Source organism: Halorubrum halophilum (assembly GCF_000739595.1).
Classification (GTDB): Archaea; Halobacteriota; Halobacteria; order Halobacteriales; family Haloferacaceae; genus Halorubrum; species Halorubrum halophilum.
On record NZ_BBJP01000015.1, the window covers coordinates 1 to 12,369 of the forward strand.

A 12,369-nucleotide genomic window follows, 5' to 3' on the forward strand; every position below is an offset into this window, starting at 1 on the left:
CCGACCGCCCGGCTACCGCAAACACGGAGACTCCCACCCGCGTTCAACCGTGTCGTTCAAAGCGGCTGGCTTCAAGCACGACGCACAGTTCACCCGCGTTCGCCTCTCGAAAGGCCGAAACCTCAAAGAACACCGGTCAGACTTCATCCTGTGCGACTACCAGACTCGCCCTGATGTTGACCTGACCGAGTGGGACATTCAACAGGTTCGTGCGGTATACAAGCGTGACGAGTGGCGGTTACAATTCGTCTGTCGAACCACCATTGACCCGGAACCACCGGGCGACGAGGTGGCCGGTGTTGACCTCGGGATCTGTAACTTCGCCGCTGTCTCCTTTGGTGGCGAGTCGGTGTTGTATCCCGGTGGCGCACTCAAAGAGGACGAATACTATCTCACGAAGAAGCGTGCCGAGACGGACGATTCGGCTTCACGCGAAGCGAAGCGTCTTGACCGAAAACGCACCGCTCGCCGGACACACTTCTTGCACACACTCTCGAAAGCGATTGTAGAGGAGTGTGTCGAACGAGAGGTTGGCACGCTTGTCGTTGGCGACCTCGGTGGCATTCGAGAGGACGACGAGAACGGCGAAGCTCGGAACTGGGGCGACCACGGGAACTTAGACTTGCACGGGTGGGCGTTCGATCGGTTCACGACGCTCCTCGACTACAAGGCGGAAGCCGAGGGCATCGACATGGAGTTGGTGTCGGAACGCGATACATCGAAGTCGTGTTCAGCATGTGGTCACACGGATGACAACCAGCGTGTGGAGCGTGGACTGTACGTGTGCGAGGAGTGCGACACAGTTGCGAACGCGGACGTAAATGGTGCGGAGAACATTCGACAAAAGGTACTCCCGAGTCTCGCCACGGACGGCGGTGATAGGGATAACGGCTGGTTGGCACAGCCAGGGGTTCGCCTGTTCGACCGTAGCGAGGGCAGTTTCGCCCCGCGAGAACAGGTCGTGAACCGCGAACCGTAATATCCCAACTCAGCGGTGCGGTGCCGTGGGATTCCCGCGTCTTCAGGCGCGGGAGGATGTCAAATATTAGAAAATTATTTGTTTCGCTATGTTGTCGTATGAAAACCGGGTCGTCGCCGGAGCGGGACTCGCGGCCGTACTCTGTCTCGGGGCAGTCACCTTCATCGAGTTACGCGTCGGTTTCCCCGGCGACTGGGCCTCCGTCGTCGCGTTCGTTCTGTTCATGCTGTTCGGATTCGCGATACCGCAGGTGTATCTGCTGCGAGCGGACCCTTCCGTCTCCCGCGTCTCCCGGATGGGCGTCATCACGCTTATGCTGATCGTCCTCGCGAGCGTGTTTTCGACGGACGTTACCGGCGTAGAGCTAACGGTTATCTGGGGTATCGTGGGGGTCAGTGTCGCAGCAATTTTCGTCTACGAGGTACGCGACGGCTATCTTCAGTCACTCCGGAACGAAACCTGACGCGAGCAAAACGCCCCGACCGCCCGTGCCGACCGTACTCAGCGTAGCGACCGAAACCCGTCACTAACAGCGGTTCAACGGAGCTAAAAATACACAGAGTCGATGATTCGCCTCTGTCCCGAGATCGACGTTGCCGATCGACGAGTCTTACGCCAGCTCGTCGATCTGCTCGACGACGGCGTCGGCGAACTCGCTCGTCGCGAGCTTCTCGCCGCCCTCGATCTGCCGGTGGAGGTCGTAGGTGACCTTCTTGGAGGCGATCGTCTCCTCAACGGCCTCACGCACGAGGTCGGCGGCGTCGGACCAGCCGAGGTAGTCGAGCATCTCGCGGCCGGAGAGGATCATCGCGGTGGGGTTCACCTTGTCCTCGCCGGCGTACTTGGGCGCGGAGCCGTGGACGGGCTCGGCGAGACAGCGGCCGTGACCGCGGTTGATGCCGGGCGCGATGCCGAGGCCGCCGATCTGCGCGCCGGCGGCGTCGGACATGTAGTCGCCGTTGAGGTTCATCGTCGCGATGACGGAGTACTCGTCCGTACGCGTAAGCAGCTGCTGGAGCATGTTGTCCGCGATGCGGTCCTTGACGACGAGGGTTCCCTCGGGCTGTTCGCCGTCGTGCTCCTCCCAGAGCTGGTCCTCGGTGATGACGTCGTCGCCGTACTCCTCCTCGGCGACCTCGTAGCCCCAGTCGCGGAACGCGCCCTCGGTGAACTTCATGATGTTCCCCTTGTGGACGAGCGTGACCGAGTCGCGGTCGTTGGCGAGCGCGTAGTCGACCGCCTCGCGGATGAGGCGCTTCGAGCCGAACTCGGAGATGGGCTTGACGCCGATGCCGACCGGGCCGTCGTGGATGACGTCGGCGACCTCCATGTCCTCTTCGAGGAAGTCGCGTACCTGCTCGGACTCGTCGGTGCCGGCCTCCCACTCGATGCCGGCGTACACGTCCTCGGTGTTCTCCCGGAAGGTGATCATGTCCATCTCCTCCGGGTTCTTGACGGGCGAGGGGACGCCGTCGATGTAGTAGGTGGGGCGGACGTTCGCGTAGAGGTCGAGCGTCTTTCGGAGCGCGACGTTCAGCGAGCGGAAGCCGGCGCCGACGGGGGTCGTCAGCGGGCCCTTGATCGCGACGCGGTGGTCGCGGATGGCCGAGACGGTGTCCTCGGGGAGGTTCTCGTCGTACTTCTCTCGGGCGCTGCCGCCGGCGTAGACGCGCATCCACGCGATGGAGCGGCCCGTCGCCTCCGCGGCCGCGTCCAGTACCTTCTGGGCGGCCGGCCCGACGTCGGTACCGATCCCGTCGCCGTGAATGATCGGGATGATCGGGTTCTCGGGAACGTTCAGCTCGCCGGTCTCCTCGTCGGCGAGCGTGATGGCCTCGCCGTCCTCGGGGACGTCGACCTTGTCGTAGCTCATGAACGTGCGTGCGTTGTCGGACCCGCGTAAAGTGCCTGCCGCTTTGCTTCTGAGCTCCGTATCCGCCGAAATCGACCGTTTCCGACGACTTCAGACGGGAAGCACTTCCACGTCGAACAGCGACCGCCACCGGTAGCGCCGGCCGCCCCACACGAATGTCCGGCGCGCCAGCGCGTACGCGAGGAGGAGCGGCGAGACGATCACCGCCGGACCCGCGAGCAGGAACGTCGCCCGACGGATCCCGAACCGGGCGTAGATACCCGCCGAGATCGCGGTGACGAGCGTCACGCCGATCACCGGCGCGAACAGACACAGCGCGGCGAACGCGACCGCGAAGGCGACGTTGAACGCGGCCCCGAGAGGCGCGTGGAACCGCACGATACGGAAGAACCGGACGAACCGCTCCAGCGATCCCCGGATCGACCCGCCGGCGGGGACGGTCCGGGTCCGGTCCGCGGCGGTCACGTCGACGTGTTCCGAGAGGGTCCCGTCGTCGCTGACGGTCCGGCGGAGGTCCGCGAGGAACGCGTCCCGCCCGTCTCGGAGGTCGTCACGCTCGAAGACGACCGCGCCGCCCCAAGCGATCCCGCCCGCGGACACCGCGGCGGTCCCGCCGAGCGCATACGCGGGCTCGAGCAGGCGGGCGAGGGGATCCTTCCCGACGAAGACGGGAATCTCAGTCGTGGGTCCCTGTCGCTCGTAGTCGGCGTTGAGCGTTGCCAGCCAGTGGTCCGGGTGCGCGAAGTCGTCGTCGGTCCAGACGATCCGGTCGTGCGCGGCCGCCTCCATCCCCACGGCGATGGCGTTCGCCTTTCCGGAGCAGCCCTCGGGCTCACCAGCGAGGACGATCCGGACGCCGTCCGGCGTCGTCCCCCGGCGATCGGCGACCGGGTCGTCGGCGGTGTCACAGATCACGAGCAGCTCGTCGCGCTCGCCGAGTTGTCCGGCCACCTCGTCGCAGGCGTCGGCCCAGCGCACGGTGGGGAGGAGAACGGAGTTCGGCGGGCGGTCCTGATCCGTGCTGGTCACGTCGCCCGCTTCGCGCGCGGACCCCATAAGTGGTCAGTCGGAGCCTACTCGCTCGCGTTCGCCGACGCTCACCGACAATCGTACCCCGTACTCACCGACACTCGCGCGTGCCGATCTCACGGACCCAGACCTCGTCGCTCCCGGACACGTCGACCCCGACCGACGAGACCGTCACCGATTCCGTCTCCCCGCCGGAGAGTTCCGCCGCCCGGTCACAGAGGTGCACGAGCGTCGCGTCGACGCGAGCGGTGTCGTCGACCGACAGCCGGGAGAAGTGCTTCCGCCAGCGGGCGGTGGGGTAGCTCCGGGCGTCGGACGGGGGGCGGTCGGCCGCGACCGAGTCGCCGTGCAGCGCGTCGATCCGGTCACCGCCGGCGGTCGTCGCCGTCGCGAGCACGAGCGAGTCGGTCGACGGCGGCTCCGGCGCGAACATGTCCCAGTCGGTCTGGGCCGGGTCGGACACTGCCACGACGGGGTCGGGCGCAGCGACGACTCCGAGCCCCATCGCGTTCCACGCGAGCAGCGAGACGAGGAGAAGGGTGGCGACGGCGGCGAGGGCGCGGCCGCGGGTCGCCCGGCCGAGACCGAGATCGGAGAGCGGGTCGGTGGCGACCGATCCGCCACCCGGCGGCTCGGGGATCCCCTCCGCCGCCGACCGAAATCGCCCGATCGCCGGCGCGGCCAGCGACTCGATCCGATCCCAGACGAACGGTGGGAAGAAGGGGATCAGCGCGGTCGCCGACACGACCGAGAAGACGCCGATCTGGAGCGTGAGCGCCATCGAGAGGTGGGCGACGACGAGGACGCCGGCGAGCGCCGCCCGGACCCGTCGGGCGCTCGCGACGAGCAGCGGCGAGGCGACGAGCAGCGCGACCCAGCCGTAGGTCGCGGCCGCGAGCAGCGCCGGGCTCTCGGGCATCAGTCCCCCGAACGGGCCGTGGAGGTACGTGAGCCGGAAGACGGTCCCGACCGCCTCGCCCGCGGGCCACGCCTCCCCGCGGAGCTTCACGACCGCGTTCGAGACGTAGACCGCGAGAACGACGGTCAACAGGAGGGCTGAGGCGGGGCCGGCGAACCGGGAGTTTTCGCGCGGTGGTCGTTCTCCCTCGCCCAGCGCGACCCGCCGCCGAACCGCGTCCGCCGACCAGCGCGCGCCGAGCGGGCACAGCAGCCCGGCCCCGAGCAGCTGCCAGAGCAGCGTGTCGCCGGCGTTGAGCACGAACGGATTCCGCGCCTGCAGCGACGCGAGCAGGACCAGCGAGACCGCAGCCGCGAGCCGGGTCCGGTAGCCGACCGCGAGCGCGACCGCGGCGAGCCCGGCGACGAGGAACAGCAGGGCGACGGCCCACGCCTCGCCGGAAAGCGCGTGGAGCGAGAGCCGGGTTCCGAGGGAGTACGACTCCGGGACCGTCGACCGGGGGAGTACCCCTGAATCGGTGTAGAACGCCGTTAGATTCCGGGCGCGCAGCGCGAGGTCGACGAGGAGGACGACGCCGAGCGCGACTCGGAACGCAGCGAGCGCGCGCGTATCGATCCCGATCCGGGACCGGAGCGCGGCGCGGGGCCGGTCGGGGACCGCGGATCCGGTGTCGTCAGTCCCGGAGCCGGAGTCGTCGACGGCGGCGTCTCGGCGTTCGACCACGATGGTGACGACTCCCCGAGGAGCGTGGAAAGGTCTTGCGGCGGCGAGAGGGGAGATAGGAGTGGCCGACACCACCTCTTTCCGGGCGCTTATCCGGACGCCGCGAGACCCCCGCGTATGCGCGTCATCGCTCACGGCGGCGCCGGGGGACGCCCGGACGAGCCGGCACCCAGACAGGCGACGCTCGACGAGGCGACCCGCCGCGGCGTCGACGCCGACACACCTCTCGACGCGGTCGAGACGGCGCTCGGCGTCCTCGAATCGGACCCGCGGTTCAACGCCGGCGTCGGCGGCGCGGTCCAGTCCGACGGCGTCGTCCGCACGGACGCGGGCGTGATGACTTCCGACCGGGAGATCGGCGCGGCCTGCTCGATGTCCGGCGTCGAGCGCGCGGCGAGCGTCGCCCGCGTCGTCCACTCGGAGACGCCGCACGTCTTCGTCTCCGGCGAGCACGCGGTCGACCTCGCGAGCGAGTTCGGGATCGAGACGGACGTCGACCTGCTCACCGACGAGACGCGCGAGGGGTACGAAGAGGAGGACCCGCCGCGGGGAGGGCCACGCGAGCACCTCGACTGGCTCGCGACGCGGTTCGGATCGGGCGACGATCAGGCGGGAGAGCGGTCGAAAGATGAGGCGCCCGACCACGACACGGTCGGCACGGTTGCCACCGACGGCGAGACGTTCGCGGCGGCGACCTCCACGGGCGGCCGGTCGTTCGCGCTCGCGGGGCGCGTCGGCGACGTGCCGCAGGTCGGATCGGGCTTCTTCTGTACCGCGGCCGGCGGCGCGAGCGCGACGGGCGCCGGCGAGGACATCGCACGCGTGACGCTCTCGCGGCGGGCGGTGGGGTATCTCGACGACGGACTCGGGGCGCAGGCAGCGGCCGAGCGAGCGATCGACGAGTTCGAGGACATTACCGGATCGGGGGCGGGCGTCATCGTCCTCGGGGAGGACGAAGCCGGGAGCGCGTTCAACACGGACGGAATGCAGACGAGCATCGGTTATAAGTAGTCGATGATTTGCCAGTCGATCGCTTATAAACAGTCAATACCGCGGTGACCACTTCCAAAGCCCCAGTCGCGACGGCTCGCGCGACTCGCTGCGCTCCTCGCTCAGTCGCAATCGCTCCTTCGCTGCGGTGCTTGCGTCGTCGTGCTTCGCCCTCGCGACTGCCCCTTTGAGTCCCCATCCCGCACTGCCCACCACCGCAGCCTCACACCTCCCCAGCCTCGTCGGTCGCCCTCCGCGTTGCTCCGGGCGACCGACTCCCTCGCACCGTCGTCGCCGGCGGCTCCGCCGCCGGCTGCCAGAGGGACCGAAGGTCCCTCGCGGCTCGCGGCCCTACGGGCCGCTCGCCGGGGCGCGCCACCCGAAAAGATCGGTTGAGTGTCGTCGATAACTTATAAACAACCCCGTTACCCCCACCTCCGTCCGCCTCATCGCCCGCGGAGGCGAGGATACAAATCCGCCCGCCGCGTTGCCCGCGTATGGTCACGTTCCTCGCCGGCGGCACGGGGACGCCGAAGCTCCTCGACGGGGCGACCCGCGTGTGGGACCCCGCGGAGGTCTCGGTCGTCGCCAACACTGGCGACGACATCGAGCTCGGCGGCCACCTCGTCTGCCCCGACGTCGACACCGTGCTGTTCGCGGGCGGCGGCGTCCTCGACCGCGAGACGTGGTGGGGGATCGCGGACGACACGGCGGCGACCCACGAGGAACTCCGCCGGCTCGCGGAGGCGGCCGGACTCGAAACGGGTCCCCGATACCTCGACGACGAGGCGCAGACGGCGGGGCGCGGGATCGCCCGCTGGCGGCGTTTTTCAGGTGTTGGCGAGTTCATGGAGATCGGCGACCGCGACCGCGCGGTCCACGTCACGCGCACGAGCCTGCTCGACGAGGGGAAGTCGCTCACCGAGGCGATCCGGACCCTCGCGGACGCATTCGACCTCGACGTCGACCTCCTCCCGATGTCCGACGATCCGGTCGCGACGCTGATCCACACCGAGGCGGGCGAGACGATCCACTTCCAGGAGTACTGGGTCGCGCGCCGCGCGGATCCCGCCGTCGCCGACGTGGAGTTCCGGGGCGCCGCGGACGCGGAGCCGACCGCCGCCGTCCGCGAGGCGCTCGACGATCCCGTGGTGATCGGTCCCTCCAACCCCGTGACGAGCATCGGGCCGATGCTCGCGGTTCCCGGCGTCGAGGCGGCGCTGGAGGCGACCCCCGTGGTCGCGGTCTCGCCGTTCGTCGGCGACGAGGTCTTCTCCGGGCCCGCCGCCGAGCTGATGCGGGGCGTCGGCCGCGACCCCTCGACCGCCGGCGTCGCCGACGCGTACCCGTTCGCGGACGCGTTCGTCCTCGACGACGACGACCCGACCGAACTCCCCGAGCAGCACGTCGAGCGCACCGACACTCGCATCGACGACGCGGACGACGCCGAGCGCGTCGCTCGGGCGTGCGAGCGCGCGCTGGCGGCGGTGGCGAACGGAGAGGCCGAAACGGAAGCTGACGCGGAGGTGGCGGAGTGACCGCAAACAGCGACGCTCTCTCACCCCCGTTCCTCGTCGCGGCCAGCCTCAGCGGCGCGGCCGACGCCGACTGGGCGCGGGCCGCGGCCCCGTACGTCGACGCCGCGGTTCTCGGTGGGATCGCGCTCGACCGGGCCAGTCGGGCCGCCGCGCGCGACCTCGTCGCCCGCGACCGTTCGGAGTTCCTCCCCGAAGATCCGTTCGCGTGGATCGACCGCCAGCTCGGCCGACTCTCTGACGCCCCCCTCCGCCCCGGCGTCAACGTCCGGAGCGCGACCGTCGACCCCGTCCGCGAGGCGGCAAGGGTCTGCGCCGAACACGGCGCGGTCTGCGAGGTGAACGCGCACTGCCGGCAGCCCGAGCTACGCGCGGTCGGCTGCGGCGAGTCGCTCCTCCGGGACACAGACCGGCTCGCCGACTACGTGGCTGCCGCCGCCGAGACCGGGGCGACGACGAGCGTGAAAGTTCGGACCGAGGTCCCCGGCGTCGACCTCGCCGCCGTCGCGGACGCGGTCGCGGCCGCGGGCGCCGACTGGCTGCATGTCGACGCGATGGACTCGGAGGAAGTCGTCGACGAACTGACGGCCGGACGGGGGAGCGAGACGGGCGAGCCCCACCGCCCCCGAGATGACCTCACCGTGATCGCCAACAACGGCGTGCGTGGCCGGGAGACCGTCGCGGAGTACGCCGCGTACGGCGCGGACGCCGTGAGCGTCGGCCGGCCGAGCGAGCGCCCGGCCGCCCTCTCGCGGATCGCCGACGCGGTGGCGGCGTGGCGAGACGGGGAGCTGCTCGGGGAGGGCTCGGCGACCCCGCCGGAGGCGCCGCCGTGAGACGGGACCCCGTCGACGACGCGACGCTCGCGCTCCTGCTGGAGGTGGCCGGGACCCCGAAGCCCGGCAACGTCGACCGGCACCGTGATCTCGACGACCTCCTGTTCGAGGCGTTCCTCGGCGGGGCGGTCGGCGCCCGCGAGGGGCTCGAACTGGCCGCTAACGGAGAGACGACGATTGGCCGCGCCTTCGAGCGCGGCGTCGCGGGGATGGCAGCGCGTGCGGGAACGAACACCCAGTTCGGCTGTCTCCTCCTCCTCGTCCCGCTGGTGCGAGCGACGGTCGCGGGAGAGGGGACCGACGGCGGTCTCGCCCCCGCGGCCGTCGACCGAGTCACCCGAGAGGCGACCGTCGACGACGCGGTCGCGTTCTACCGCGCGTTCGAGCACGTCGACGTCGCGGTCGCGGACCCGCCCGCGGACGCCGCCGACCTCGACGTGCGACGCGGGAGCGACGCGGCCCCCGCGCTCCGGGAGCGGGGCGCGACCCTACGGGACGTGATGGCCCTGTCGGCCCGGCCCGACGACCCCGCAGATCCGGATCGCGTCCCCGACCGCAACGCACAGGAGTGGGTCGAGGGGTTCCCGCGGACGTTCCGCGCGGCCGAGTGGATCCGGAGCGACGAGGGGCACCTGGCCGACCGCGCGGCCCGAGCGTTTCTGGGGTTGCTCGCGGCCGAGCCCGACACGCTGGTCGCCGCGAACCACGGTCCGGAGACGGCCCGCGAGGTCAGCGAGCGTGCGGCCGCGATCTTGGGGGGAGATAGACCGATTTCCGGGGGTATCGACGCCGATGCGGTCCACACCGCCGACCTCGACGCCGCGGAGGAGCTGGCGGACGCGTTCGTCGAAGAGGGGATCAACCCCGGAACGACCGCCGACCTCACCTGTGCGGCGCTGTACGTCGCGCTCCGACGCGGGGCGGGGGTGGCGCCGTGACTGGGGCCGACCGCGACGACCCCGACACGGCCTCCGCCACCGACGACTGGCCGGTCGCGCTCCGCGGCGTCACCGAATCGGTCGTGACGACGCTCGGGCCGAACGACCGCTGGAACGTCGCGGCGCTCGGGCTCCACGCCCCGGACGACCCGAGCGATCCCGTCACCGCGCGGACCTACGGGCGCACTCGGACGTGGCGGAACTTCACGGAGCGGGGCAGCGGGGTCGTCCAGTTCACGACCGATCCCCGGACGTTCGTCGACGCCGCGCTGACGGTCCGCGAGTTCGACGACCCGGTGCTCCCGACCGCCGACGCGTGGGTCGAGGTGACGGTCGAGGAGAGCGAGAGCGAGGTCGAGGGCGACACGACGATCCGGACGTGGGCGCTCGATCCGGCCGAGCACGCGATCGTACAGGAGCGCGTGCCGACGATCAATCGCGGGTTTAGTGCGGTCGTCGATGCCACCGTAGCCGCCTCGCGGCTGGACGTGTCGGGGTTCGAGACGGCCGAACTCCTCGACCGGCTTCGGTACTTCGCGGACGTGGTCGAGCAGTGCGGCGGCCCGGCCGAACGCGAGGCGTTCGCGCGGATCGACGAGGCGACCGGGTGGCGGGAACGGGCGGAGAGCGGAGAGGCACGAGGCGACGGAGCCGACGAAGGGACGTGAGACGGAGAGGTGCGGACGCGCCTGCGGCCCGCTCGCGGCGTAACGAACCCTTTTAGTTCGGGCCGGCGGTATCGCTCGGTATGGCCATCAAACCCAAGTACATCAAGCAGCTCGGGAAGGTCCTGCTTGAGCGGTACCCCGACTCGTTCAACACGGACTTCGAGACGAACAAGGAGAGCGTCACCGCGCTGACGACCGTCGAATCGAAGGGCGTCCGCAACCGGATCGCCGGCTACGTCACCCAGAAGAAGGCGCAAGCGGCCCAGAAGGCGTAAGCGAGTTCGAGTTTCTGTCGGTTCGTTTTCCCCCGTCGAGCCGCGGCTCTCGCCTCATCGATCGCTCCCGAGGTTTATCCCGAAAGCCGCGGCCACCTCGTCGCGATGGACGCGCTGGTCAGACCCGTCGTCGATCCGGGGTTCGCGGCGGCGGCGCTGGCGTTCCTGTGCGGGGGCGTCGCGCTCGGGACCGCGAGCGGGCTCGTCCCCGGACTTCACGCCAACAACTTCGCGCTGCTTCTGGCCGGACTCGCTCCCTCGGTGTCGGCCGACCCGCTGCTCGTCGGCGTCGCGATGCTCGGCGCGGGCGTGGTCCACTCGTTCCTCGACATCGTCCCCGCGCTCGCGCTCGGCGTCCCCGACGCGGCCACGGCGGTCGCGGCGCTGCCGGGACACCGGCTCGTGGTCGCGGGACGCGGTCGGGAAGCGGTCCGGCTCTCCGCGGTCGGATCGGGACTGGCGGTCGCGCTCGCGGTCCCGCTCGCAGTACCGATAACGTGGGTCATGATTCGCGGCTACCCCGTCGTCAGAGAGCACCTATCGCTGCTTCTGGGCGTCGTCGTCGCCTTCCTCGTGCTCACCGAGTCGTCGAGGCGGGCCGCGCTCGGGGGGCTCGTCGCCTGCCTCGCGAGCGCCGCGCTCGGCCTCGCGACGCTGGACGCGAATCCGTCGGCGCCGCTCGACGCGGGCGGCGTCCTCGCGCCGCTTTTCGCCGGGCTGTTCGGCGCCCCGGTGCTCGTCGACGCGATGGGCGACGGGGGCGTGCCGCCGCAGGCCGACGCCCGGATAGCGATGAGCCGTCGAGGACTCGGCGTCAGCGCGGGCGGTGGGTCGCTGGCGGGCGCGGTCGTCGGCTACGTGCCGGGCGTCTCCGCGGCGATCGCGGCGGTCGCGGCGCTGCCGGCGGTCCCGCGCGACGAGTCGGACCGCGGGTTCGTCGTCGCCACGAGCGGCGCGAACACGGCGAACACGATCTTCGCGCTGTTCGCGCTCGTCGCGCTCGGAACGCCCCGGACGGGAGTGACCGTCGCGATCGACCGCGCCGAGGTCCCGTTCGCGCTCCCGATCTTACTCGTCGCGGCCGCGACCGCTGCGGCGTGCGGGTTCGCGCTCGTGCTGCTGGTCGGCGACGCGTACCTCCGCGTCGTCGGAAACGCGGACTACACGCGACTGTCGGTCGGCGTATTGGGGCTGCTCGCGGGGATCTCGTACGCCTTTGCCGGGGTGTTCGGGATCGGCGTCTTCGTCGTCGCCGGGGCGTTAGGGCTCGTTCCGCCGCGGGTCGGCGCACGGCGGGTCCACCTGATGGGGGTACTGATCGGGCCGCTCATCGTCGGGTGAACCACGGTACCGCGTCGCAACCGGTCGTACGGTCGCGAAGGCAAAGAACAACGGTTAAAAGTCGCGCGGTGGTGGTTCACTGTATGAGCGAGAGTGAAACGCAGGGCACCCGGCAGTGTGTCTCCTGTGGTATTCAGGTGGCCGGGATGAACGCCGCGCGGTTCTCCTGCCCCGACTGCGGCGAGACGATCCACCGGTGCGCCAAGTGCCGGAAGCAGAGCAACCTCTACGAGTGTCCCGACTGCGGCTTCCGAGGGCCCTAA

Annotated in this window: 12 protein-coding genes and 1 pseudogene; 10 read left to right on the forward strand and 3 right to left on the reverse strand. The window is 70.2% G+C overall.

Annotated elements, in window-relative coordinates; all coding sequences use genetic code 11:
• On the forward strand, positions 1 to 979 hold a 979-nt coding region (locus tag ACP96_RS06080; RefSeq protein WP_050032677.1), incomplete at its 5' end, for an RNA-guided endonuclease InsQ/TnpB family protein.
• Positions 980 to 1,067: 88 nt separating this feature from the next.
• Positions 1,068 to 1,442, forward strand: a complete 375-nt coding sequence (locus ACP96_RS06085; RefSeq protein WP_050032645.1) for a hypothetical protein — start codon at positions 1,068 to 1,070, stop codon at positions 1,440 to 1,442.
• A 147-nt stretch (positions 1,443 to 1,589) separates the two neighbouring features.
• Here the strand turns inward: ACP96_RS06085 and icd are convergent, their stop codons facing one another.
• The 3 genes from icd to ACP96_RS06100 form a co-directional block, all read right to left on the reverse strand.
• The gene (gene icd / locus ACP96_RS06090; protein ID WP_050027005.1) at positions 1,590 to 2,852 is read right to left on the reverse strand and encodes an isocitrate dehydrogenase (NADP(+)); all 1,263 of its coding nucleotides are present in this window, start codon (positions 2,850 to 2,852) and stop codon (positions 1,590 to 1,592) included.
• A gap of 90 nt (positions 2,853 to 2,942) precedes the next feature.
• A complete protein-coding gene (locus ACP96_RS06095; protein WP_050032647.1) occupies positions 2,943 to 3,908 on the reverse strand; it encodes a glycosyltransferase in 966 nt (321 codons plus the stop codon).
• A gap of 64 nt (positions 3,909 to 3,972) precedes the next feature.
• Positions 3,973 to 5,523 carry an HTTM domain-containing protein gene (locus ACP96_RS06100; protein WP_050032648.1) on the reverse strand — a complete coding sequence of 517 codons (1,551 nt, stop codon included), beginning with the start codon at positions 5,521 to 5,523 and terminating at the stop codon, positions 3,973 to 3,975.
• Between the two features lie 117 nt (positions 5,524 to 5,640).
• Between ACP96_RS06100 and ACP96_RS06105 the strand changes: the two genes are divergently transcribed.
• From ACP96_RS06105 to ACP96_RS06140, 8 genes and pseudogenes are all read left to right on the forward strand, one after another.
• On the forward strand, positions 5,641 to 6,534 hold the full coding sequence (locus tag ACP96_RS06105) for an isoaspartyl peptidase/L-asparaginase (RefSeq protein ID WP_050032649.1): 894 nt from the start codon (positions 5,641 to 5,643) through the stop codon (positions 6,532 to 6,534).
• A gap of 476 nt (positions 6,535 to 7,010) precedes the next feature.
• The gene (gene cofD / locus ACP96_RS06110; RefSeq protein WP_050032650.1) at positions 7,011 to 8,051 is read left to right on the forward strand and encodes a 2-phospho-L-lactate transferase; all 1,041 of its coding nucleotides are present in this window, start codon (positions 7,011 to 7,013) and stop codon (positions 8,049 to 8,051) included.
• Positions 8,048 to 8,884: a tRNA-dihydrouridine synthase gene (locus ACP96_RS06115; protein ID WP_050032652.1), complete on the forward strand. Its 837-nt coding sequence runs from the start codon at positions 8,048 to 8,050 to the stop codon at positions 8,882 to 8,884. Before cofD ends, ACP96_RS06115 begins: the two co-directional genes overlap by 4 nt.
• A 44-nt stretch (positions 8,885 to 8,928) precedes the next feature.
• A pseudogene (locus tag ACP96_RS06120) lies at positions 8,929 to 9,729 on the forward strand (triphosphoribosyl-dephospho-CoA synthase); the annotation flags it as partial.
• Positions 9,730 to 9,818: 89 nt separating this feature from the next.
• Positions 9,819 to 10,490 carry a DUF447 domain-containing protein gene (locus ACP96_RS06125; protein WP_050032653.1) on the forward strand — a complete coding sequence of 224 codons (672 nt, stop codon included), beginning with the start codon at positions 9,819 to 9,821 and terminating at the stop codon, positions 10,488 to 10,490.
• A gap of 80 nt (positions 10,491 to 10,570) precedes the next feature.
• Positions 10,571 to 10,765, forward strand: coding sequence for a 30S ribosomal protein S17e (locus tag ACP96_RS06130; protein WP_004047105.1), 195 nt, complete (start codon positions 10,571 to 10,573; stop codon positions 10,763 to 10,765).
• Between the two features lie 105 nt (positions 10,766 to 10,870).
• Complete coding sequence (locus tag ACP96_RS06135; RefSeq protein WP_050032654.1) at positions 10,871 to 12,106, forward strand: tripartite tricarboxylate transporter permease; 1,236 nt, start codon at positions 10,871 to 10,873, stop codon at positions 12,104 to 12,106.
• Between the two features lie 83 nt (positions 12,107 to 12,189).
• Positions 12,190 to 12,369 (forward strand): HVO_2753 family zinc finger protein, encoded by a 180-nt coding sequence (locus ACP96_RS06140; protein ID WP_004047107.1) that lies wholly within the window; start codon positions 12,190 to 12,192, stop codon positions 12,367 to 12,369.

Coding starts and splice junctions, on each gene's coding strand:
- ACP96_RS06085 (WP_050032645.1), top strand. CDS start 1,068: ATGTTGTCGTATGAAAACCGGGTCGTCGCCGGAGCGGGACTCGCGGCC.
- icd (WP_050027005.1), bottom strand. CDS start 2,852: ATGAGCTACGACAAGGTCGACGTCCCCGAGGACGGCGAGGCCATCACG.
- ACP96_RS06095 (WP_050032647.1), bottom strand. CDS start 3,908: ATGGGGTCCGCGCGCGAAGCGGGCGACGTGACCAGCACGGATCAGGAC.
- ACP96_RS06105 (WP_050032649.1), top strand. CDS start 5,641: ATGCGCGTCATCGCTCACGGCGGCGCCGGGGGACGCCCGGACGAGCCG.
- cofD (WP_050032650.1), top strand. CDS start 7,011: ATGGTCACGTTCCTCGCCGGCGGCACGGGGACGCCGAAGCTCCTCGAC.
- ACP96_RS06130 (WP_004047105.1), top strand. CDS start 10,571: ATGGCCATCAAACCCAAGTACATCAAGCAGCTCGGGAAGGTCCTGCTT.
- ACP96_RS06135 (WP_050032654.1), top strand. CDS start 10,871: ATGGACGCGCTGGTCAGACCCGTCGTCGATCCGGGGTTCGCGGCGGCG.
- ACP96_RS06140 (WP_004047107.1), top strand. CDS start 12,190: ATGAGCGAGAGTGAAACGCAGGGCACCCGGCAGTGTGTCTCCTGTGGT.